At 42.1% G+C, this 21,352-nt stretch carries 20 protein-coding genes and 9 tRNA genes; 20 read left to right on the top strand and 9 right to left on the bottom strand.

Features of this window, described 5'->3' with window-relative positions:
- Nucleotides 1-276: 276 nt before the first annotated feature.
- The 6 genes from C509_RS0111680 (at nt 277) to C509_RS0111650 (ending at nt 6,956) form a co-directional block, all read left to right on the top strand.
- The gene (locus C509_RS0111680; protein ID WP_018707116.1) at nt 277-939 is read left to right on the top strand and encodes an amino acid ABC transporter permease; all 663 of its coding nucleotides are present in this window, start codon (nt 277-279) and stop codon (nt 937-939) included.
- Nucleotides 936-1,658, top strand: coding sequence for an amino acid ABC transporter ATP-binding protein (locus C509_RS0111675; RefSeq protein ID WP_018707115.1), 723 nt, complete (start codon nt 936-938; stop codon nt 1,656-1,658). Before C509_RS0111680 ends, C509_RS0111675 begins: the two co-directional genes overlap by 4 nt.
- Nucleotides 1,659-1,822: 164 nt before the next feature.
- A complete protein-coding gene (locus tag C509_RS0111670; protein ID WP_018707114.1) occupies nt 1,823-2,503 on the top strand; it encodes a YqjF family protein in 681 nt (226 codons plus the stop codon).
- A gap of 198 nt (nt 2,504-2,701) precedes the next feature.
- Nucleotides 2,702-4,858: a bifunctional diguanylate cyclase/phosphodiesterase gene (locus C509_RS0111660; protein ID WP_018707112.1), complete on the top strand. Its 2,157-nt coding sequence runs from the start codon at nt 2,702-2,704 to the stop codon at nt 4,856-4,858.
- A gap of 184 nt (nt 4,859-5,042) precedes the next feature.
- Nucleotides 5,043-5,753 carry an N-acetylmuramoyl-L-alanine amidase CwlD gene (cwlD, locus tag C509_RS0111655; RefSeq protein ID WP_018707111.1) on the top strand — a complete coding sequence of 237 codons (711 nt, stop codon included), beginning with the start codon at nt 5,043-5,045 and terminating at the stop codon, nt 5,751-5,753.
- A gap of 138 nt (nt 5,754-5,891) precedes the next feature.
- Nucleotides 5,892-6,956 carry an Mrp/NBP35 family ATP-binding protein gene (locus C509_RS0111650; RefSeq protein ID WP_018707110.1) on the top strand — a complete coding sequence of 355 codons (1,065 nt, stop codon included), beginning with the start codon at nt 5,892-5,894 and terminating at the stop codon, nt 6,954-6,956.
- A 374-nt stretch (nt 6,957-7,330) separates the two neighbouring features.
- Here the strand turns inward: C509_RS0111650 and C509_RS0111645 are convergent, their stop codons facing one another.
- Nucleotides 7,331-8,707, bottom strand: a complete 1,377-nt coding sequence (locus tag C509_RS0111645) for a vWA domain-containing protein (RefSeq protein ID WP_018707109.1) — start codon at nt 8,705-8,707, stop codon at nt 7,331-7,333.
- Nucleotides 8,708-8,828: 121 nt separating this feature from the next.
- Between C509_RS0111645 and C509_RS27515 the strand changes: the two genes are divergently transcribed.
- Nucleotides 8,829-9,047, top strand: a complete 219-nt coding sequence (locus tag C509_RS27515) for a hypothetical protein (protein ID WP_018707108.1) — start codon at nt 8,829-8,831, stop codon at nt 9,045-9,047.
- Nucleotides 9,048-9,338: 291 nt separating this feature from the next.
- Here the strand turns inward: C509_RS27515 and gerD are convergent, their stop codons facing one another.
- Nucleotides 9,339-9,914: a spore germination lipoprotein GerD gene (gene gerD / locus C509_RS0111635; RefSeq protein WP_018707107.1), complete on the bottom strand. Its 576-nt coding sequence runs from the start codon at nt 9,912-9,914 to the stop codon at nt 9,339-9,341.
- A 143-nt stretch (nt 9,915-10,057) separates the two neighbouring features.
- Here gerD and C509_RS0111630 point away from each other — a divergent pair, with 143 nt between their 5' ends.
- A complete protein-coding gene (locus C509_RS0111630; RefSeq protein ID WP_018707106.1) occupies nt 10,058-10,738 on the top strand; it encodes a KinB-signaling pathway activation protein in 681 nt (226 codons plus the stop codon).
- A 231-nt stretch (nt 10,739-10,969) separates the two neighbouring features.
- Here the strand turns inward: C509_RS0111630 and C509_RS0111620 are convergent, their stop codons facing one another.
- Nucleotides 10,970-11,719: a polysaccharide deacetylase family protein gene (locus C509_RS0111620; protein WP_018707104.1), complete on the bottom strand. Its 750-nt coding sequence runs from the start codon at nt 11,717-11,719 to the stop codon at nt 10,970-10,972.
- 142 nt (nt 11,720-11,861) lie between these two features.
- On the opposite strand from C509_RS0111620, the gene C509_RS0111615 reads away from it, so the two are divergent.
- From C509_RS0111615 to C509_RS0111605, 3 genes are all read left to right on the top strand, one after another.
- On the top strand, nt 11,862-12,095 hold the full coding sequence (locus C509_RS0111615; RefSeq protein ID WP_018707103.1) for a hypothetical protein: 234 nt from the start codon (nt 11,862-11,864) through the stop codon (nt 12,093-12,095).
- Nucleotides 12,096-12,217: 122 nt separating this feature from the next.
- Nucleotides 12,218-12,292, top strand: a tRNA-Asn gene (locus C509_RS0111610).
- 1 nt (nt 12,293) lies between these two features.
- Nucleotides 12,294-12,366 (top strand) — tRNA-Thr (locus tag C509_RS0111605).
- Between the two features lie 120 nt (nt 12,367-12,486).
- On the opposite strand, the gene C509_RS25550 is transcribed toward C509_RS0111605, so the two are convergent.
- A complete protein-coding gene (locus C509_RS25550) occupies nt 12,487-12,771 on the bottom strand; it encodes a tyrosine-type recombinase/integrase (protein WP_083934583.1) in 285 nt (94 codons plus the stop codon).
- Between the two features lie 210 nt (nt 12,772-12,981).
- Between C509_RS25550 and C509_RS0111595 the strand changes: the two genes are divergently transcribed.
- Nucleotides 12,982-13,845, top strand: a complete 864-nt coding sequence (locus C509_RS0111595) for an NAD-dependent epimerase/dehydratase family protein (RefSeq protein ID WP_018707101.1) — start codon at nt 12,982-12,984, stop codon at nt 13,843-13,845.
- A gap of 432 nt (nt 13,846-14,277) precedes the next feature.
- On the top strand, nt 14,278-14,904 hold the full coding sequence (locus tag C509_RS0111590) for a DJ-1/PfpI family protein (protein ID WP_018707100.1): 627 nt from the start codon (nt 14,278-14,280) through the stop codon (nt 14,902-14,904).
- A gap of 68 nt (nt 14,905-14,972) precedes the next feature.
- On the opposite strand, the gene C509_RS0111585 is transcribed toward C509_RS0111590, so the two are convergent.
- From C509_RS0111585 to C509_RS25545, 5 genes are all read right to left on the bottom strand, one after another.
- Nucleotides 14,973-16,874, bottom strand: coding sequence for an ABC transporter permease (locus tag C509_RS0111585; protein WP_018707099.1), 1,902 nt, complete (start codon nt 16,872-16,874; stop codon nt 14,973-14,975).
- Nucleotides 16,849-17,619 carry an ABC transporter ATP-binding protein gene (locus C509_RS0111580; protein WP_018707098.1) on the bottom strand — a complete coding sequence of 257 codons (771 nt, stop codon included), beginning with the start codon at nt 17,617-17,619 and terminating at the stop codon, nt 16,849-16,851. Before C509_RS0111580 ends, C509_RS0111585 begins: the two co-directional genes overlap by 26 nt.
- Nucleotides 17,620-17,721: 102 nt before the next feature.
- Nucleotides 17,722-18,696: a sensor histidine kinase gene (locus C509_RS0111575; RefSeq protein WP_018707097.1), complete on the bottom strand. Its 975-nt coding sequence runs from the start codon at nt 18,694-18,696 to the stop codon at nt 17,722-17,724.
- Complete coding sequence (locus C509_RS0111570; protein ID WP_018707096.1) at nt 18,693-19,394, bottom strand: response regulator transcription factor; 702 nt, start codon at nt 19,392-19,394, stop codon at nt 18,693-18,695. Before C509_RS0111570 ends, C509_RS0111575 begins: the two co-directional genes overlap by 4 nt.
- 320 nt (nt 19,395-19,714) lie before the next feature.
- Nucleotides 19,715-19,822, bottom strand: a complete 108-nt coding sequence (locus tag C509_RS25545) for a YjcZ family sporulation protein (RefSeq protein ID WP_018707095.1) — start codon at nt 19,820-19,822, stop codon at nt 19,715-19,717.
- Nucleotides 19,823-20,053: 231 nt separating this feature from the next.
- Between C509_RS25545 and C509_RS0111560 the strand changes: the two genes are divergently transcribed.
- The 7 genes from C509_RS0111560 to C509_RS0111530 all read left to right on the top strand — a co-directional run bounded on the left by C509_RS0111560 (nt 20,054) and on the right by C509_RS0111530 (nt 20,926).
- A tRNA-Glu gene (locus C509_RS0111560) sits at nt 20,054-20,128 on the top strand.
- A gap of 219 nt (nt 20,129-20,347) precedes the next feature.
- Nucleotides 20,348-20,423, top strand: a tRNA-Val gene (locus tag C509_RS0111555).
- A 15-nt stretch (nt 20,424-20,438) separates the two neighbouring features.
- A tRNA-Thr gene (locus C509_RS0111550) sits at nt 20,439-20,514 on the top strand.
- A gap of 22 nt (nt 20,515-20,536) precedes the next feature.
- Nucleotides 20,537-20,621 (top strand) — tRNA-Tyr (locus C509_RS0111545).
- Between the two features lie 61 nt (nt 20,622-20,682).
- A tRNA-Gln gene (locus C509_RS0111540) sits at nt 20,683-20,756 on the top strand.
- 1 nt (nt 20,757) lies between these two features.
- Nucleotides 20,758-20,830 (top strand) — tRNA-Lys (locus C509_RS0111535).
- Nucleotides 20,831-20,853: 23 nt separating this feature from the next.
- Nucleotides 20,854-20,926: transfer RNA gene (locus C509_RS0111530), tRNA-Ala, on the top strand.
- Nucleotides 20,927-21,352: the final 426 nt, after the last annotated feature.

Genomic DNA, 21,352 nt, shown 5'->3' with positions numbered 1-21,352 from the left:
TACTCATAGAAGTAAAGAACGTAAAACCAAGTTTTCTTTTGAGTTCTTTTGTGTTATGTCCAGCTCCGACGGCGCCAAGACGTGACGCTTTAAGTCGGCAGGCACATCGGCTCATGGTTACAAGGCAGCTAGAAAGCACATTCAGGATGTTTCGCTTGACGTGAGTAAAATCTTCTGCTTCTTTTCTGCGGTGGCTTAAGGCCTCCCACGTCTTGATTTAATTTGTGCTTGTCCCAAGGCTGTGTGTCTTACGCTTTTCTATTAAGAGGTGAAGTGATGATTGGTAGATTTGATTGGGCAGGAGTCATCGAGTTCCTGCCGGATTTGACAAAAGGATTGTATTACACGCTGCTCATTTCAATTGTCGGACTTTTAATCGGTTTTGCTTTGGGGGCTCTCTTCGGCATAGGAAGAGTGGCCAAGAATAAGGTTTTTTACTTTATCTCTACCGTGTACGTGGAGATAATCCGCGGAACTCCCGTACTGGTTCAGGCAATTTGGATTTTCTTTGCCCTTCCTTTAATTATCGGGAAAAATTTGGATTCCATTACCGCGGGGATTATTGTAATCGCAGTCAATTCGGGAGCATACATAGCGGAGATTGTCCGTGGAGCCGTCCAATCGATCGATAAAGGCCAGATGGAGGCCGGGCGGTCTCTAGGACTGAATCATCAGCAGACGATGCTACATATCATTTGGCCGCAGGCATTTAAACGGATGATCCCGCCGCTTGGAAACCAATTTATTATCAGCATCAAGGATACGTCTTTATTGTCTGTCATTCTCGTACCCGAACTGATTTTCCAAGGACGTTTGATTGCAGCCAACCATTTTAATGCAGTGGAAATATATACGACGGTAGCTCTCTTTTATTTAGTCATTACCTTCAGTTTATCAATGGTTTTACGCTTTTTTGAAAGAAGGTTGGAAACAGAATGATACAAGTTAACAATCTGCATAAAAAATTCGGCGATCTTGAGGTGTTGAAAGGAATAACATGTGAAATTGATCCGCAGGAAGTCGTCTGCGTCATCGGGCCGAGCGGCTCAGGAAAAAGTACTTTCCTCCGCTGCTTGAACATGCTGGAAGAAATGACAGACGGGGATATTGTGATCAATGGCCATCATTTGAATGATCGAAAAACGGATATCAATACGGTGCGCACGGAAGTAGGAATGGTTTTTCAGCAGTTTAATTTGTTTCCTCATAAGACGGTTTTGGAAAACATTACTCTGGCCCCTAAAAAAATACGAAAAATAAATAATGAGGAAGCAAAAGCCCTTGCGGTTGAACTGTTGAAAAAAGTAGGTCTTTCCGATAAGGCAAACAGCTATCCAAGGCAATTGTCAGGGGGACAGCAGCAGCGTGTGGCGATTGCCCGTGCGCTTGCAATGCAGCCAAAAGTCATGCTATTCGATGAACCGACTTCGGCCCTTGACCCCGAGCTTGTCGGAGAGGTGCTTGAAGTCATGAAACAGCTGGCACTTGAAGGCATGACAATGGTTGTTGTCACCCATGAAATGGGATTCGCACGGGAAGTGGCTGACCGCGTCATATTTATGGACGGGGGCGTCATTGTGGAAGCGGATGTCCCGTCTCAAATTTTTACGGAACCCAAATCAGATAGAACCAAAGCGTTTTTGAATAAAGTGTTGTAAGAAAAGCTCCTGCTTTTCCGTTCCATTTCTTATGATCCCGCTTAAGAAACTGATGAAGGGGAATAAATAAGGAAAAGTTTGAACGGAAGGAGCTTTTTGTTATGCATAAGGAGTTTTCAGAGACATCGCACCGTCCGTTTCCTGTACCTCGGAGGCCCTGGATTATGACGCAAGAATGGCATCATCTATTGTTCAGCCATTGGAGGGTCCCGGTTGAGGCACTAAGGGAATATGTGCCAAGCGAACTTGAAATTGATCAATTCGACGGTACTTCATGGCTTGGCCTTACTCCTTTTCTTGCTTCCCGGTCAAGGGTGAGAGGACTTCCGCCTATCCCGTTTCTGCATTCCTTTTTGGAGTTAAATGTCCGTGTCTATGTATCGTACAAAGGGACGCCCGGTATTTATTTTCTGAGTCTGGATGCGGACAGTTGGCCTGTTGTCCTTGGGGCGAAGACTTCTGCACTGCTCCCTTACAAGCATGCATCCATGAACCTGAATCACGAAGAGGATAAAATTCATTTTAAAAGTCGAAGGAAACACCCTGGTTGTCGGGACGAAAGTTTTTCTATCAGTTACAAGCCTAAATCTGAATTTTTCATACCAGCCAGAGGTACTTTGGAGTTTTTCCTTTATGAACGGTATTGCTTTTTTACAAAACAGGGAAAACATCTATATCGTGGAGATATTCACCATGATCGCTGGCGTATCTGTGCCGCAGATTTTTTTATTCATCATAATACGATGGTGTCATTTTTGCCAAGAACTTATTTTCAAGAGAATCCAATTGTTCATATATCCAAGGAAAAGCAGGCCTTTGCGTGGGCATTAAAAAAACAGGTATAACTGGTCAGGGCATTGTGTTTCTGGCCTTTTCCTTATTTGACGAGATTGTGAAAGGAGCTTTCATTTTTATCTCAAGGGACTAGGAAAAAGTATCTGGCATCCTCCTATCGTGCTATGATAGAAGTAATGTAAAAATAGAAAATTAAGGAGTTTTATATAGAGATTTAGTCATTTTTAGTAGGTATGGAGGAGAAAGATATGGGAAAAGCAGACAGGACGGTGGAAGAAGTGTCGAAGCTTCATCTTCATGACTATGAATTGTCCGATCAGACGGATTTGGAGCAAGTTCTGAAAGAACTGGCCGATATCAAGTATGCATTGGATCAATCTTCGATTGTTGCGATCACAGATCAGCGGGGAAAAATACTTTATGTCAACGATTTATTTTGTAAAATATCCAAATACAGTCGCGTTGAATTGATCGGGCAAGATCACCGGATTCTAAATTCCCATTATCACCCAAAGAGCTTTTTCAAGGATATGTGGGCGTCAATTGGCAATGGACATGTCTGGAAAGGAGAAATCCGCAACAAGGCAAAGGATGGTTCATTATATTGGGTGGATACGACGATTGTCCCTTTTTTAAATGAAAAAGGAAAACCATACCGTTATATCGCGATTCGGAATGATATCACTTCACGGAAGGAAATGGAAGAGAAAATCAGAAAAAGTGAAGAAAGATACCGCCTCATTACGGAAAACTCCTCTGACCTTATCTCAACCGTAGATGCAGGAGGGAACTTCCTGTACGTATCACCATCACACGAACCGTTGCTGAGGTATGGGGCGGCAGAGATCAAAAAGGGAACCATCTTTGATTTGATTCATGAAGATAGCCGGAATGCACTGAAAGAAGAAATAGAACAGCTTTGGGAAAAGAAGAAGGTCGCTTCCCAGCTTGAGTTTCATTTAAGGACAAAATCCGGTAAGTATATTTATGCAGAGGCCAAGATGAATTCTATCTTAAACGATATGGGCGATGTAAGAAAGGTAATGCTTGTCACAAGGGATATAACAGAACGGAAAAAATCGGAGCAGAAAATATATCATCTTGCGTTTCACGACACGCTGACTGACCTGCCAAACCGGAGATTATTTATGAATGAGCTGCAAAAAAGGATTGCAAAGGTAAAAGGGTCTTCAAAAGTGGCGGTCATGTTTATTGATTTGGACCGCTTTAAATATGTGAATGATTCTTTGGGTCACGATACCGGCGATTTTATTCTCATAGAAGCGGCAAACCGCATCAAACAATCACTTCGTTCAACAGACTTCGTCTCAAGAATCGGTGGGGATGAGTTTACGGTTCTTCTTGATAATATCGAAAATGAAGCGGATGTAAAATCGTTGGCGGAAAGAGTTCAAAAGGGCTTTGAGGGGGCGGTTCACATTCCGGGAAAAGAAATTTTCCTTTCATCCAGCATAGGGGTCGCGATATACCCCGATCATGGAAAGAACCCCGATGAATTATTAAAACGGGCCGACACCGCTCTTTACGCGGTGAAAGAACGGGGAAGAAGCGGCTATGCGCTCTTTAACGCTGATATGGAAGAAAAATCTTTAGAGCGGATTTTGCTGGAAAATGAACTAAGAAAGGCCATGGAGCTTGAGCAATTTTATTTGGATTACCAGCCAAAGATTGACTTCTCCAAAAGGACGTTAGTTGGTATGGAAGCACTTGTCCGCTGGAATCATCCGGACCTGGGGAGAATACCGCCAAATAAATTCATTCCGATTGCGGAGGAAACAGGCTTAGTCATTCCGATCGGAGAGTGGGTGCTGCGTGAAGCCTGCAAACAGAATAAAAGATGGCAGGAAATGGGTTACCCGCATGTCGCTGTATCAGTAAATGTTTCAGTTCGCCAACTTGAACAAGCGGACATGCTTCAGCAGGTGATTGAAGTGTTAAATGAAACGGGGCTTGATCCGAAATGGCTGGAACTTGAGGTAACCGAAACCGTCTTTGCGGACCTTGAAAACGCCGCATCCATATTGGAGGAAATCAGGGGTTTTGGTGTTCAAATTTCCGTAGATGATTTCGGCACCGGCTATAGTACCTTCAGCTATGTTAAACATCTGCCTGTTGATACGATAAAAATTGACTCTTCTTTTATAAGGGATGTCCATAAAAACGTTGAAAGCAAAGCGATTGTCAATGCCATTTTAACACTTGCTGAAACATTGGATATCAATGTGATCGCTGAAGGGGTTGAAAGTACGGAACAACTTGAACTTCTGAACAGCGGCGGGTGTATTCAGGGGCAAGGATATCTGTTCAGCAAGCCGGTATCCAAAGATCTGTTTGAAGATTATTTCCGTAATTCAAATTTGTTGTTCCCGCAGGAAGTTTTTTAAAAGGAAAGTGCGCATTGATGCACTTTCCTTTTTTAGGTACTCGGATAAATATGTGGAAAAACTTACAGTTAAATACCTGTTATACAGACCAGATTTCTTACCCGTGTGCGGGCTCATTTTGTTCTAAATAAACATCTTGTCCCATATGCTATTGTGAGGAAAGCATTGCAAAGGGGAAGATCGCATGCGAAAAAAGACAAAAGTCACTTTTTTCATCATCGGTACGACACTTATATTTTTAATTGTACAATACCAATTCATTCCACGGGATTCATTTGATACATGGAACCTGCCATTGACAGGGAAAATTATATACTTGGATCCGGGACATGGCGGCCCGGACGGAGGAGCGGGTGACAGTGAAGCGCTCGAGAAAGAAATCGCCCTGGAAGTGGCATTTAAACTGCGGGATTACCTGCAGAGTCAAGGAGCACTAGTTCTGATGACAAGGGAAGCTGACACTGACCTGGCGGATCCGGAGACCAAGGGGCTCAGCAGGAGGAAAACAGCCGATTTGAAGAAGCGGCTGGAATTGGTCAATGAATCTGAAGCGGACTTATTTATTAGCATCCATTTAAATTCTATCCCTTCCCCAAGATGGAGAGGCGCGCAGACCTTCTATTCGCCCCATTTGGCTGAAAATAAACGGGCAGCCAAATTGATCCAAGAAGAACTGATTACAAGTCTTGAGAACACGGATCGTAAAGAAAAAATTATCAACAATATCTATTTGATTAAGCACTCTAAGAAGCCCGGAGCCTTGGTTGAAATCGGCTTTCTATCGAATCCGGGTGAGCGGGCATCTTTAATGGAGGACAACTATCAGGATAAAGTGGCTGCGGCCATCTATCGGGGAATCATGAGGTATTTTACAAAGGAAACATTAAAAGACTAAGGGGAATGGCCTTCGCTGAACAAGAACTTTCTGAAAGGCCCTCCTCATCTGTCTTAACGGAGCGTCTTTTCATAGAAAATAACTTGAATATGTTATACTGAAACTTAAGTTCAAATCGATAAAAGGACGGTGCAAAAATTGGTTACTGAACAACAGGCGTTCGACATTCTGAAAGAATTAAAAGATCCGCTTTTACATAAGAAGTTAGAGGAAACAAATGGGATTACAGAGGTGAAGGTCAAAGAGGAGAAGGAACATGTCAGTGTAAAAGTTGCACTGGCCAAGACAGGAACTCCGGAACAGATGCAACTCCAATCTCAAATCGTTCAGCTTTTAAAAGAGGCTGGTGCTGCTACGGTTGGAATCCGATTCACAGAGCTGCCGGAAGAAGAGTTGGAGAAACACCGCGCAGCAGGCGATCTGCCTGATGAAACGGCAGGGGGTCTGCTTTCACCTGACAGTAAAACAACGTTCATTGCGATTGCAAGCGGAAAAGGCGGCGTTGGAAAATCAACCGTCTCCGTCAACTTGGCTGTTGCGCTGGCACGTCTGGGCAAAAAGGTCGGCCTTGTTGATGCGGATATATACGGATTTAGTGTTCCGGATATGATGGGAATTACAGAGCGTCCGGTTGTCAGAGGGAAAAAGATCCTTCCAGTGGATCGGTTTGGCGTGAAGGTCATTTCCATGGCTTTCTTCGTGGAAGACAATGCTCCGGTGATATGGCGTGGCCCGATGCTTGGAAAAATGCTTAACAACTTCTTTACGGAAGTGGAATGGGGAGACTTGGATTACCTGCTGCTTGACCTCCCTCCGGGAACAGGGGATGTGGCGCTTGATGTCCATACCATGTTGCCGAGTACGAAAGAAATTATCGTGACGACACCGCATCCTACTGCTGCTTTTGTTGCAGCCCGTGCAGGAGCAATGGCACTTCGTACAAACCATGAAATCTTAGGTGTAGTTGAAAATATGTCCTATTTTGAAAGCAAACTGACAGGTGAAAAAGAATACGTTTTTGGTCAAGGTGGAGGAGAAAAACTTGCGGAAGAGCTTCGTACGGAGTTGCTAGGGAAGCTGCCGCTGCAGCAGCCTGACTGGAATGAAGATGACTTTGCCCCGTCCATTTATGATGAATCGCATAAAGTTGGACAAGTTTATCATAGTATTGCAGAAAAAGTCCTTCATGAGTTGGAAAAATAAATTAGTGTTTTGGAGGGTGGTCATCCGCCATCCGAAAAGGGGCAATAAGTAAAAATAATTGAAATGGGTATAAGCCCCAAAAGTAAAACCGCAAGAAATCAAGGTTTTCCAAATTTGATTTCTCGCGGTTTTTGATTTTCACCGGGTTATCCCAGCCTTACAATAAGGATTCAAATAATGGATTCGTGCAAATATTTAACTATTTCAGTCACACGCACTTGGATTGGGATACAAACCATGAATAAAAGCAGGTGGAGCAAAAATTTATTCCACCTGCTTCATTTAATATTTCCAATACTTGGAGTTTGGACATTACATGCATAGATAACTAAGTTGGGGAAATTATCTTTCTGGGCAAAACCAGCCTTCCAAGCTTATTCATTCTTCTTTTCATCCATTTCTTCTATTTTCTTCAATCCTTCTTCTTCAAACTTTTTATACTGTTTAACGCCGCTGTCCGTACTTTCTCTGAAGGCCTTGCTTCCTTCTTCCGAAGCATAGTTGTATTTTTCGCTTCCGTATTTAGACACCATGGAAAAGACTTCTGAAATCGGATGCCCCGGTTCAGTGAATTTCTGTTTTAAATAGAGCTGCGCCTGCTCCATTCTTTGTCTTTCACGGATAGCTTTCTGTATCATGTTCTGTTTAATGTCAATGGCGAGCAGTCCCTTTTCCTGTCGCGTATGGATCGACTGTAGTTTTCCTTCTTCTTTCCATTTAATCCATGCCCTTTTAATTTCTTCGTATTGGGCTCTCATATATTCTTTCAGATCCCGCTCGGAGTGAACGTACATAAACTCCCCATTGCCTGCACTGGCCACTTCTTTCAGCAGCTTTTGGCCTTCATTGTCCACATCAAAGCCAATAATATTCACAACGGTTTCGATTTCATCGGACACCAAATCTTTGGCGGCTTTTACAGGATCTCCGCCGCATGTTTCAATGCCGTCGCTCACAACGTAAACGACCACATCATCGGCATCTTCGGGGATGTCTCCCTTTACTTTTTCAAGGGCAAGCCCAATCGGCGTCCAGCCGGCAGGCTTCACCTGCTCAAGAGCTGAGCGAAAGTTCCCTTTGTCAAAAGTATCGTTGTAAAATGTTTCTGAACTGCTGCACGACAAATTCTTGTCCGCATCGCTTCCTGAACCTTTATGGCCATACACCCGCATGGATATGGTTGCTTCTTCCGGAACCTGTTCCGCAAACTCAAGCACGGCCTCTTTGGCGGCTTCCATACGTGTTTTATTTCCCGCTGCTGCCTTCATGCTTCCGCTGGCATCAATTAAAATGGCAAAATGTGCCTTCTTTAATACAGGGGCGTCTACAGATTCATCGGGCCGGTCAATATTCACTTCAACATTGGGATCAAAGTGAAGGAGGGGTTCCAGCTCTTCGTGATAGTCTTCAGTAAAAAGATATTTAAGTTCGTCTGCATATTGTTCCGGGGTCAAATTGTCCGGCAGCTGGTCAAGTGTTTCTTTTACTTTTTCTTCATCATACTTGTCGCCGCTATATATACCCGGGTAGCGAAGCATCTCTTTTTCCAGGTCAGTAAGCTCCCGGCCCGGATCTTTGATATCATAATACTTTACTTCTTTTGGCTGATATTCTTCCTCAGGCTGTACGGATGTTTCTGCTTCTTCTGCCTGTTTTTCAGGAGCTGCCGATTGTTTTTCCTCTTTTTCAGCCGAACTGCATCCTGCGAACAGAAAAACTAAAACGAACAATGCAAACCAATATCTTTTCATCAAATTCAACTCTCTTTTTTAGTAATGATATATGAAAACTTTGCCGATCATCAATAAAACGTGGACAGAATAGTGCTTTTTTCACAGATGTATTGAGAGGAGTAGGGAGAGTATTAATGCATTGCCGTTTAAAAATGTGAAATTGTATAACACAGTGTTGGAAACAAATTCCATTACTTTGGCCAGCCTTCGAGCTGCGGCAAAAAAATATGGTCCTATAAACATTGGCATGGGTCTACGTTTATTCGAACATACGAAGAAAGCCTGCTTAATACTGGAAAAGTATTCCGAACCGGGAATTGGCGTTTCGATGCATGTCCAACCGGACAGACAACCATGAACAACCAGTGTTCTTTTAGGTAAAAATAACCTTAAAAAAAGTTCCAACCATCAAAATTCCGATGATTGGAACCATTTTTTATTATTTTAGGTTAGTTATGCCCAGCCTCTTTTTATGTGAGGTAAGGAAAAATAAAATGAGACTAAGTTTTATTTTGGGATAGATGCATGATATCCAGCTCCAGGCCCAAGCGGCATAAGGGTCTAAGCGTATTACCCGGGCCCTGTTGAACACCCCGATCAAAATGCTACTTGCGCTTTTTAATAATGCTCAGCATGTTTCTTTAATGGCTTATTTTTTCTCATCCCCGCCGCCTTTATCGCCTTTTTTTTCGGAGGCGGCTTTTTTGGCCATTTCCTCCAATTTGGCTTTATAAAGCGGACTTTCAAGTGTATCCGTCACAACTTCACGCATTTGTTCCCTGAATTCTTTGCTTTTCAACGCTTGAGACAAATCTTTCTGAAAGGCAGGGTCTTTTAAAATATCCATGACCATTCCCTGGTATTCGGGATCTTTCATTAACGCTTTCAACAGTTCTTCATTTTGCTCTTTCATGCTTTTGGCCATGGATTCAGCAAATTTTGGATCCTCAAGGGAATTCTTCCAGAATTCCTGTCCTTTTTCCGATGTAAGTGTTTTTTCCACTGTATCTCTGACAGCAGCTTGATCCATTACAAGCTGCTGTTTTATTTCTTCATCTGCCAAGACATCCTTGACAGCTTTCTTGCCTTCATCCGTTTTTAAAATATCCACCATCATTTTTTTCGTCTGGTCATAATCGGGCTGTACAGCATCAAGATCTTTTCCGCCACAGGCGGCAATCAGCAATGAGCAGACGAGGAGCAGCAGGAGGATTCCCTTCTTCATAAAAACGCTCCTTTCCTAATGTTTCACCTATTTTTAATATGGGACTTTGTGAAGAATTTATGCACATTTACACGAGTAATGGCTTTTTTGAAAAAAGCTTGATAAAATCGGGTAGATAACATAATAATTGGAGGATTAGGTCAGTGACAATCCGGAATTGGCTGCGTTTTTTCTTTTCGACTCTTTTTCTTGGTGGGATCATCACCGGCATTTTAGGTTTTTTGATCCGATGGAGTGAATTTCAGCCTTATTTTGCAGAAATGAATATAGGAGCCATTTTTTCAACATTTATTTGGCTGGTAGGAGTAGGGTTTATATTCAGCGTGGTAAGCCAGGTCGGCTTTTTCGCTTATTTATTTATCCATCAGTTTGGTCTTGGGATATTTCGTTCCATTTCTTTATGGAATGCTGTTCAGATTTTTATTATAATCGTTGTTCTTTTTGATCTTGTTTATCTTCGCTTTCAAAAATTTGCAGGTGAAGGGGAGAGCATCCTTCCATATGTCGGTCTTGCCATTTTCATTTTGGTTGCTGGTTTGGTCACGGCTATTTTCAAAGCCAAAACGACATCGAGAACAACCTTTGTTTCCGCATTGTTTTTCATGGTAGTCATTACTATTTTAGAATGGTTGCCGGTTTTGAGGATAAATGAAGAAAGTTGGCTTTTTCTCATGATTTTCCCTCTGATTGCCTGTAATGCATACCAGATATTGGTACTTCCAAAATATAACCGCTTGTCGGAAGAGGACAGAGCCCGAAGGCTCGAAGCCAAAAAAAATATGCAGGCAAACAAGTCGACGAAAACCGGAAAATCAAAAGCGTAAGTGCCGTTTAGCGATGAACAGACTGGAGAGCCTTTGATATGAGAGGGCGAAATAGGGAGTTTGCCTTCTGCCAGTGATTGGCTTAATCTTGGCAATTCAAGAAAGGCTGCTACCTGACATTGGTCTCGTGTTTCTTTGTATCGAGGTCCGCCAGTCGATAGACGCAAGACTGGCGTTATCGCAACTTGAGCATTTTCTTAATAAAAAAGCGAACCGTAGGGGTTCGCTTTTTTAAGGGATAAGTTTTGTTTTTACTCTTCCGTTTGCGATCATGTAGGAAACGGTCACTAAATTATCCTTGTTTTGAAGGACGCTAAGCACCTCAGGCAGTGCTTTAGCTGTTTGGGTTGCGGCATCTGATGCATGCATTAAAATAATATCCCCTTTTTTTACCTTTCTGACATTTTGGATGATCGTCTTGACACCGGGATTTTTCCAATCCTGAGAATTTAAGCTCCAATGGATGAGGGTCAATCCCATGTCATCGGCTATTTTCAGTGTCCGTTTGTCAAAATGACCAGTAGGGGATCGAAGTAGCTCCACTTCTTTGATATCGAGCTTTTTAAAAACTTCAAGGGAACGGTCTATGTCCCGCCTTATTTCCTCATCTTCGAGTTCGGTGTAATCTTCGTAAGCATAACCGAGACTTCCAATTTCAAAGCCCATCTCTTTTATTTTTTCAACAACTTCAGGATGCCTTTCTGCCCAAGCACCGGATAAGAAGAACGTCGCCGACCGGACTTCTTTTTCTTCCAGCACTTTTAAAACAGGCTCCGCTTGAACATCTCCCCATCCAATATTAAACGTAAGGGCGACTCCTTCTTCCCCTTTATAAATCGCTTTTGGTTCACCTTTCGCAGATAGGACGGGAAACTGTACAATTGATTGGGAAAAGTAAAAGAGCGCAGTGAAAAATGAAATAATCACAATGAGGATCCCTTGTTTGATTCTTCTTCCGCTTAATGTAACAAAAAAATTCATCTCATCACCTTCATTCTCCATCCTTGTACAATCTATGCTCGAACCATTATGTCATATGCCTAAAAGACCCAATTGAAATGGTGTATGAAGCCATGCAATTTGGGGATAGCTATGAATACAAAAGTCTGAATGAGGTGTAGTCATGTATGGGATGCTGATGACCGAGCAGGAGAAAGAGGAGATCGTTTACCTGCTGAAACGTGAGATGGATGAAATTTTATTCGATTTAAAAAACGAGCATATTGAGCATATTGTCAAAAGAGCGATGGAGGAAAGATACAAAACGCTTTTTTCACTGTTCAAGCGCGTTGCGGCTCATAAGGACTGCATGAAATATATACTCCCTGCCGGGGGAATCGATCGGGGAAAATCATAACAACATATTGACATACACCGATCGGGCTTGTTATATTTACCTCATCCATTTTTTTATAAAGACCTCTTGAATAATTTTAAAAAATGATTATAATAAGAGTTGGCTTTTCTATATTTTAATATTCCGCAGTAGCTCAGTGGTAGAGCTATCGGCTGTTAACCGATCGGTCGTAGGTTCGAATCCTACCTGCGGAGCCATGCTTCCATAGCTCAGTTGGCAGAGTGCATCCATGGTAAGGATGAGGTCGCCGGTTCAAGCCCGGCTGGAAGCTTACCCTATAAACGTTGATATAAAGCGATTCCTGATATTTCCGGGAGTCGCTTTTATCTTTTTCATGGGCCCGAATGCCTTTTGGGGGCGAAGCGAGTAACTTGATGATTTTTAATGAATTTCATTGCACTTTATTAGTTCGAAACAGAGTATCGTCTAATTTTGCCGTAGCATGTACATCGGCCTGTTTTAAAGCATGTTCATACACATTCATTGTCATTTTTATATCCGAGTGGCCCAAACGCTCAGTTGCATGGACTCCCTCATTGATCAACAGGGTGGCCGATGTGTGGCGGAGGGCATGAATATTGATAAATTTTAGTTCGTGGCACCTAATAAATCTTTCCCAATTTTTCATTGTATTGTTCCGTACTATTTTAACGATACAAATGGTAAAGTATGACATTGGGAGTGAACAGAACCATGTACTTGGACAAGAAAACTTAAAAAATAATTTCTTTCTCAAAGAAAGGGGTTATTTATTTTTTCCTTAAAAATCTTCTTCGCCTTGACCAAATTAAATCATCCTCAAAGTCAGAATGAACATGCTATATTTCCATTTTGATACAGTGTAGAATTATACCTAATCTTGCAAATTTATTGGGAGGAAAGGTTCATGAGAATTTTTGTCGCTGGAGCTACTGGAGCTGTCGGACGTTTTTTGCTTCCAAAATTGATCCGTGCTGGTCATGAAGTAATTGGAATCACGCAAAACGAAAGTAAGAAATCCAACATCGAAAACACGGGTTCAAAAGCATTAATCTCTGATGTTTTTGATCGCGAGGCACTACGATCAGCATTAGAAGAATCCCAACCAGACGTTGTAATTCATCAATTGACTTCATTGAGTAGTCGCAATTTCTGGGAGAATACTAGGATACGTATAGAAGGTACACAAAATTTAGTAGATGCCGCCCTAGCGGTTGGTGTCAAGCGCATCATTGCTCAGAGCATTTCTTGGGCGTATGAACCGGGAGAGGGAACTGCAACAGAAGATGTACCTTTAGATGTGTTAGCAGAAGAACCCCGAAAAACGACGATTGATGGCATATTAGCACTGGAGAGAGCTGTGACTGAAATACCACAACATGTAATTCTGCGCTATGGAATGTTCTATGGTCCAGGTACTTGGTATGAGCCTAAAGGATTTATGGCAGAACAAATTCTTCAAAGGCAGGTTCCTGCAACCGATGGGGTCACTTCTTTTCTTCATGTGGAGGATGCCGCGGAAGCAGCACTTTTAGCTTTGCAATGGCCATCTGGTCCAGTGAACGTCGTGGATGACGAACCGGCAAAAGGATTAGACTGGCTACCGTTTTTCGCACAATCGTTAGGAGCACCTATGCCAGTAACTCTTTCAAACAGAAACGGTTGGGAGCGAGGGGCATCGAACAGGAAGGCCCGTGAGGAATACGGCTGGAAGCCACTATACCCAACTTGGCGGACGGGCTTTACCGATAGTCTGCGATTGTTCAACTAACATGCAGTCTGACGAAATAACCGTGTCTAACTTTTTGGGATCACTTCAAATTGAGAAGGGTTTTTTCGTACCGGCAGTCTGCCGGCAAAATGACGGCGAATATTTTGGTTCATGATATTTTAAATTGGTGTATAATGATTTCATATTGTTGGTAAAACAACCTTTTTGCATATAAATATTTCATGTGAATTCCTACATTGAGTCCATGGTAAGGATGAGGTCGCCGGTTCAAGCCCGGCTGGAAGCTTAATATAACTCTTGATATAAAGCGATTCCTGATATTTCCGAGAGTCGCTTTTATCTTTTTCATGGGCCCGAATGCCTTTTGGCGGCGAAGCGTGATTAACTTAATGAGAATAAAGCAAAAAAGGTTCATTAATGATATGGATGGCTTGAATTGGTCATTATGATTCTGGTAGAGGTGACAGAATAATGAAAAAGAGGACAGTGGGAATTTTGCTCTTTGACTTTGTAGATGTTTTAGACTTTGCTGGTCCGGCTGAAGTTTTATCATTAACCGCCAATACTAAAGCTGAGCAATTATTAACCCTTTACAAAAAACATTTGTTGCCTACAAGACCGTTTGAAGTATTTACGATTACGGATACGGGAAGGCCGATAAAAACCCATTCAGGGATAAAAGTAGAACCTGATTATAGCATTGACGATTGTCCAGAATTAGATATTGTAATCATTCCAGGTGGGCCTTTAAGAGCGGTACAATCAGTGGTTAAAAATAAAAAGATAATAGACTGGGTGAAGGAACACAGGGACATTGAATATATCTGCTCAGTCTGTACTGGGGCATTAATATTAGGCGAGACTGGTTTGTTGAATGGCAAAAAGGCAACGACTCATCACTTAGCATTAAAAGTATTACAAGCAAAATATCCTGATATTCGAGTAGTATCAGATAGTAAAGTTGTACACGATAGTAACCTCATAACTTCTGGAGGAGTCTCTTCAGGAATTAACCTGGCCCTATATCTTGTTAAACAAATTTTGGGGAAAGCTATAGCTGAACGAATAGCTAAAACGATTGAATTTGGAAATGAATAATTTTACCGACCGGGTGCACAAGAAAAAGACACACTTCCAAAGAAATGTGCCTGGTTTGATATTTACTTCTATATTCCTTCTTTAATTTTTCGAATGTATTGAAAGCGAATAAAGAGGAAATAGACAAGTTGGATAGCAGCGAAGCTTCCTAATACTGCTGACGAACTCTTGAATAAATTAAAATGGAACATATGCTGTAAAGCTGTGAGCGCTACAGCTCCATGGATAATCGCTACAAGAATTGGCACAAAGAATAACAAGGCCAATTGGACAGTCACTATTTTCGATAATTCTTTATCTGTAAGGCCGAGCTTGCTGATGGCAGAAAATTTCCGTTTCTCGTCCTCTATGTCTGCATATAGGCGGAAATATAAGAAACTGCCTGCTGCGACAAAAAAGACGGCACCGATAAATAACCCGATAAACAGTACAGCTCCAAATCCTTGATTCATCTGATTCCAATCATATGCCAGAGAAGAAATCTTGAAATGTCCATCTGGGTCCTCCCCAAAGGATTGATCTACCTTTAATTTTTTTAGAAGGTTTTCCCCTGTAGTGATTGTATCTTTCCAATCTTTCAAAAAAAATCCGTAATAGGTTTCCGTGTTATCAGTTTGCATGTCCTTATACAAGTCATCAGAGACCACCAGATAATCCTCAAATGTTCGAATCAAGTTCATTGGCTGGACCTCAATTTGTTGAATGGCATGCTCTCCAAGCTGGTGGCTTGTTTGTTCCTCTATATTTGGCATCTCTCCTAGAGCATTTTTAAAATAAAGGAGAATGGCTTCGTTGTCCCGAAGTGTGACTTGTTTATCCAATTGTCCAGCCACCTTAGCCAAATGGTTATACTCAGACTGTGAAACAATTGCTCGTTCAAAATGCTCCCCTTCAGGGCTGCCTGCGGATACATGTTTAATCGTTATGACTGCTTCCTGATAATTCTTCGAGGCCAATTCTTTTTCAATTTCTTGGATATGTTCTACTTCCTGTTGATTTCCTTCCCTCGACACATATTCAAAGGCAAATGGCCTTTCTTCTACCAAGTTAGTTGTAAAAATATACCGAAAGCCGACAAGTGACCCTATTGCAGAAAACGCTACAGTCGAAACAATCGCCACGAAGAAAAAAGCACGCGCATTATCCTTCATGCGATAAGCAAGATCCGATAAAAGAACAAGATTTGTTTTTTTCCAAAATATATTCTTGCGTTTTTTTAACCGATTAATGGTAAATACACTAAGCTGGGTAAACAGAAAGTATGTGCCTATAATGACAATAATCGTTACTGGGATCATCGCTGCGATAACCATTACATCACGAACAAGCAAGGCAACAGCATAGCCAACACCGAGTAAAAGGGCAGCTAATATGGACAGTACGATGGATGCCTTTGGCTCTTTTTTTGGAGCCGAGCTGCCTTTAATTAAATCAATCAATTTATTCCCTTTTAAAATAGACACGGTAAAAAAGGAAATGACAATAAACAAAATCAAAAAGGCGCTGAATGTTAACACTGTGGCTTGCCACGGTAAATAAAACGGCAGGGCCTCCTCTAGCCCCAAAATGTTTTCGGCTGCCATTAAAATCAATTTTGCAAATACCACACCAACAGCTATCCCTGAGACTGTAGCAAAAAATCCAATTATTACATTCTCTAAAAAGACCATGCGCCGAAGTTGCTGATTGGTCATTCCCAACATAACCATTAAGCCAAATTCTTTTTTTCGGGATTTCAAAAAGGCACTCATCGAAACAAGTACAAAAATGAAGGAGAACACATAAATAATGCTCTCAGCAAAATGCAGACCAATGCTTACATTAGAACTAATCTCAGCCAATCCTGGGTGAAAGGCAAAGATTGCATAGACAAAAAAGACTAAAACGGAAAATACACTGCTTAAAAAGTAAGCCGCATAGATTCGCTTATTACGGAAAACGTTGTTAAACGCGAATTGACGAAAGGTCACTTGAATCCCCTCCCAACAGCGATAACACGTCTATGATTTTTTGGAAAAAAGCTTGACGATTATCTCCACGGTAAATTTCGTTAAATAACTTGCCGTCTTTGATAAACACAACTCTTTCAGTATAACTGGCGGCAATCGGATCATGGGTAACCATCATCATGGTCGTTCTGTCTTCTTTATTTACTCTTTCCATCATTTCCATCGCCGACTTTGATGCCTTGGAATCTAAGTTTCCAGTTGGTTCATCTGCCAGTACCATTTTTGGTTTGTGAATAATGGCCCGAGCAATGGCGGTCCTTTGCGCCTGTCCACCCGATATTTCATAAATTCGCTTTTTTAAAATAGAGGAGATGCCTAGTTTTTCCGCTACAGCCGCTACCTTTTTTTCCATTTCTTTAACACTTACACCATCCAGCGTTAACGGTAAAACAATATTTTCCTCCACTGTAAGGGTAGGGAGTAAATTGAAGTCTTGAAAAACAAAACCTAAATGTTTGCGCCGAAATAGTGCCAGTTCGTTATGTTTCATGCGCAATGGGTCTTTCCCATCCACAATAATTGACCCCGATGTTGGTTGGTCAATGGTAGCCACCATATTCAGCAAGGTCGATTTCCCGCTCCCGGATGGTCCCATAATGCCAACAAATTCCCCTTCTTCTATGGTTAAATCAATGTCTGACAGTGCTTTGTAAGCCACTTTTCCATCGTAGACTTTACTTAAATTTTTGATTTTCAAAATCTGCAAAACAAAAACCCCTTTCTCTGTTTTCCAACTAACTTTAGTGTAAGAGAAAGGGTCGGGTTAAACCATCGCTGTAGCTTTCATTTAGCTTACACTCCTGTAAGGTTATCTTCGGAAGGAGAGGTGAACACTTGTCCCTTCTCCCTGAACAGAGGTAATTTCAACTTTATGCCCTAATTTATCACATACCTCTTTTACTAAATATAAGCCCATTCCGGTTGATTCGCGATAAACCCTGCCATTTTCTCCTGTAAAGAAGGGATTGAACACTCTTTTTAAGTCGGTTTTGGAGATCCCGACGCCATAATCCTGAACGGTGACAATCGTTTCATATGGTGTATTCATTTCCGAAACCAGGACTTTCTGTCCTTTCCCGGCAGAATACTTCACCGCATTGGTAATGAGCTGATTAAAAATAAATTTTAACCATTTTTCATCTGATTCCACGATTGTTTGTGATACCCGGTTTTCGGGATACACATGATTTTTTATAAAAAGGCGCTTATTTTCACGGATTGCCTCTTCAATAACAGTTTTTAACATAACGGGCTCTATTTGAAAATCTTGTTCAAACACTTCTAATCTCGCAGCATATAAGACCATTTCCAACCCTTTTTCCAGCTTATCTTTCTCTTCACGAATACTTTCCAAACGCTCGTCTTCACTTTCTTGCGTTATTAATTCAATGACGGATAAGGGGGTTTTCATCTGATGAACCCATTGATTAATAAAGGTCAGGTGGTCATTACGCTTTTTTTCCTGCAGGTGCAATTGATTTAAATAGAGTCGATGCTGCTTTTGGAGTAACTTTCCAAGTGCTTGGGAAAGCGGCGTAGTATCCAACGTTTCAAACGCTTCATCCATTTTATTGACCGTAACTGTCAATCTTTCATAAAACTTACGGTTGGAAATATAGCGAAACACTAAATAAACAGTGAGAATTAAGCATCCCAAGAAAAGGGAATAGACTATCAGTGAAAGCTTATGATACCCATCAAGCCAATAAACTAATAAAATCACTGCCATCTGTACAACATTCATGACAATCAGTGGGAAATGGTCTTTTATAAATAGTTTCATGATGAAAGCTCCCAATTGGGGACCAGCCGGTACCCAGCTCCTCTTACTGTTTCAATCGCATGCCCAATACCCAATTCCTGAAGCTTTTTCCGGACACGCGTAATATTCACGTTCAATGTATTTTCATCTACAAAATTTTGATCATCCCACAATTTTTCCAGGATCGCTTCGCGAGAGACAACACGAGGTGAACGCTCCATTAACATTTCAAGCAGAACAGTTTCTTTTTTTGTCAGAGATATGATGGACTCTTCTTTGGCAACTTCCATTCTTTCCACATAAAGAGTCAGCCCCTTCAAGTCAACCATGCGTTCTTTACCCTTAAGCGCATATTCCCCATAAGCTCGGCGGAGGCTGCTGCGAATCTTCGCCATCACCACTTCATAGTGAAAAGGTTTTGTAATAAAATCATCGCCCCCATTCTCCAATGCCATGACTTGATCCATTTCGCCTGATCGAGCGGAAATAAATAGAATCGGACAAGTAGAGATTTTCCGAATCTGCCGACACCAATAATACCCATCAAAACTGGGTAAATTAATATCCAGTAGGACTAAATCGGGGTTTGCCAATTCAAAACACTCAATGATTGCATCAAATTGTTCCGTGATCACAGCTTCATAACCGTATTTTTCAAGATAATTTTGCAGCAGTTTTGCAATTTTTGGATCGTCCTCTATGATTAGAATTTTTGCCATTTTCATTCATCCTTCTTAAAGTAAAGAAATGATTCGATCAAGAACATAATAAATATTATACATAATGAACAAGCCTATTATTAGCAATAAGGATAACCGGACTTTCTCTGAGCCCATCAGGTATTAAGCAGAGCTAAGTGTTGTTTTGCAGGATCCTGTTATAATCAGGCTCTACAAAGGGGATTTCGCAATAAACCTTACATGGCGGCCGTTGTTCATCCGCTTTGAACAAATCATAAATTGAAACGGGGCTTCCACATTGTTGGGAGCCCCGTTTAACCCTAATTTATTTCCTTTGCTCGGAAACTGATGTGAATCCCTTACCACCAGCCATAGCCGCTAGTAAAGGCCGTACCTACAATGATCAAGAGAATGAACAGAACAACAACAAACGCAAATCCACCACCGTAACCTACACCTGCACTCATGTAAAGGCACCTCCCTAGATATATTGTTTAATATTTTATGTAGTAAAAGATCCCAAGTGCAAACTAGTTAGGGTGCAATTAAAAAATGTACTATTTCACTAGTTGATCGGGAAAAGATGAGTCTTTTATTTGTATAAAATGACAAAACAAAACATTTTCTAGAAAAATATTTAAAAATGTGTTGACAAGCCTGCCCGCTTTAAATTATACTCTGTAATGTGCTTAACAAACGGCCCCTTGGTCAAGCGGTTAAGACACCGCCCTTTCACGGCGGTAACACGGGTTCGAATCCCGTAGGGGTCACCATTTTTAATGGATATGCTAACGCGGAATTGCGCCGCTCATCGCAATTGATCTAAAATTGGGAGGAGCAAGCAGTTCAAGGAAGCGATTGAGAGCAGGAAGGAGCGTACATCAGTACGTGACTGACTGAACGAATGAAGCTGACGCAGAAATGCACCGCTCATCACAATTTTAATAGCGGATGGCATGCTGAGAGCGCGAAGAATGTACATCCTATACTTTGGAGGATTAGCTCAGCTGGGAGAGCACCTGCCTTACAAGCAGGGGGTCGGCGGTTCGAACCCGTCATCCTCCACCATTTAAATTATGGCTTGCCGGCCTAGCTCAATTGGTAGAGCAACTGACTTGTAATCAGTAGGTTGGGGGTTCAAGTCCTCTGGCCGGCACCATTTTTTATTTTGCCTTTTTTGAGGTGGGGTAGCGAAGTGGCTAAACGCGGCGGACTGTAAATCCGCTCCCTCCGGGTTCGGCGGTTCGAATCCGTCCCCCACCACCATTTACATAAAGAGGAATATAAAAAAGATTTATCGGGTAATATACTTAATGTGTTTAAACGATGGGCTATAGCCAAGCGGTAAGGCATCGGACTTTGACTCCGTGATCGTTGGTTCGAATCCAGCTAGCCCAGCCAAGAGCCATTAGCTCAGTTGGTAGAGCATCTGACTTTTAATCAGAGGGTCGCAGGTTCGAATCCTGCATGGCTCACTTTTTTTATTTTTATATTCCTAGGGGCCTTAGCTCAGCTGGGAGAGCGCCTGCTTTGCACGCAGGAGGTCAGCGGTTCGATCCCGCTAGGCTCCATCCTTTTCAAAACCTATGCTGGAGCGTAGGTTTTTTTATTACAAAAAAAGCCTAGTATTTTCAGCGGAACCGAATGTCAATTCCAGTACCTCGCTCTTCAAGGTCAGATTCTTCCGTGTTGGCTGTAGGACGATTGTCTTCTTTGCAAGCCGTTTCTGCATTTCCAGCTCCAGGCTCCAGCGCCTAGCCCCTCGAGGTCATAAGCCAATTCCCTGTGGTGGCTGAAAAGCTGCCTCCTCGGGAATCGTCTTATGCTTGTCGGGGCTAAACAAGGCGCTTCCGCATTTCTGGTGTCCAGCTACGGGCGGCAGGGGCTCGAGGTCGCTTCAGGCAAGCCAATGAAGTCAAAGAACGCCTTCACTGGCTTACCCTCCAGCGCTTGTCGCCCCTAAGAGGCCGCCCTCCGCTTTTCCGGTGTCCAGCTCC

Origin of the sequence: Siminovitchia fordii DSM 16014 = CIP 108821 (assembly GCF_000374565.1) — a bacterium.
Lineage (GTDB): Bacteria > Bacillota > Bacilli > Bacillales > Bacillaceae_C > Siminovitchia > Siminovitchia fordii.
This window is presented reverse-complemented; position numbering and strand designations above follow the sequence as displayed.

Excerpts from the sequence above, each read along its gene's own strand:
- C509_RS0111645 (WP_018707109.1), bottom strand. The coding sequence starts at position 8,707 with ATGAAAAGATATTGGTTTGCATTGTTCGTTTTAGTTTTTCTGTTCGCA.
- C509_RS25545 (WP_018707095.1), bottom strand. The coding sequence starts at position 19,822 with ATGAGTGCAGGTGTAGGTTACGGTGGTGGATTTGCGTTTGTTGTTGTT.
- C509_RS0111620 (WP_018707104.1), bottom strand. The coding sequence starts at position 11,719 with ATGAATTTTTTTGTTACATTAAGCGGAAGAAGAATCAAACAAGGGATC.
- C509_RS0111615 (WP_018707103.1), top strand. The coding sequence starts at position 11,862 with ATGTATGGGATGCTGATGACCGAGCAGGAGAAAGAGGAGATCGTTTAC.
- cwlD (WP_018707111.1), top strand. The coding sequence starts at position 5,043 with ATGCGAAAAAAGACAAAAGTCACTTTTTTCATCATCGGTACGACACTT.
- C509_RS0111680 (WP_018707116.1), top strand. The coding sequence starts at position 277 with ATGATTGGTAGATTTGATTGGGCAGGAGTCATCGAGTTCCTGCCGGAT.
- C509_RS0111570 (WP_018707096.1), bottom strand. The coding sequence starts at position 19,394 with ATGGCAAAAATTCTAATCATAGAGGACGATCCAAAAATTGCAAAACTG.
- gerD (WP_018707107.1), bottom strand. The coding sequence starts at position 9,914 with ATGAAGAAGGGAATCCTCCTGCTGCTCCTCGTCTGCTCATTGCTGATT.
- C509_RS0111670 (WP_018707114.1), top strand. The coding sequence starts at position 1,823 with ATGACGCAAGAATGGCATCATCTATTGTTCAGCCATTGGAGGGTCCCG.
- C509_RS0111595 (WP_018707101.1), top strand. The coding sequence starts at position 12,982 with ATGAGAATTTTTGTCGCTGGAGCTACTGGAGCTGTCGGACGTTTTTTG.
- C509_RS0111575 (WP_018707097.1), bottom strand. The coding sequence starts at position 18,696 with ATGAAACTATTTATAAAAGACCATTTCCCACTGATTGTCATGAATGTT.
- C509_RS0111660 (WP_018707112.1), top strand. The coding sequence starts at position 2,702 with ATGGGAAAAGCAGACAGGACGGTGGAAGAAGTGTCGAAGCTTCATCTT.
- C509_RS25550 (WP_083934583.1), bottom strand. The coding sequence starts at position 12,771 with ATGTCATACTTTACCATTTGTATCGTTAAAATAGTACGGAACAATACA.
- C509_RS0111675 (WP_018707115.1), top strand. The coding sequence starts at position 936 with ATGATACAAGTTAACAATCTGCATAAAAAATTCGGCGATCTTGAGGTG.
- C509_RS0111590 (WP_018707100.1), top strand. The coding sequence starts at position 14,278 with ATGAAAAAGAGGACAGTGGGAATTTTGCTCTTTGACTTTGTAGATGTT.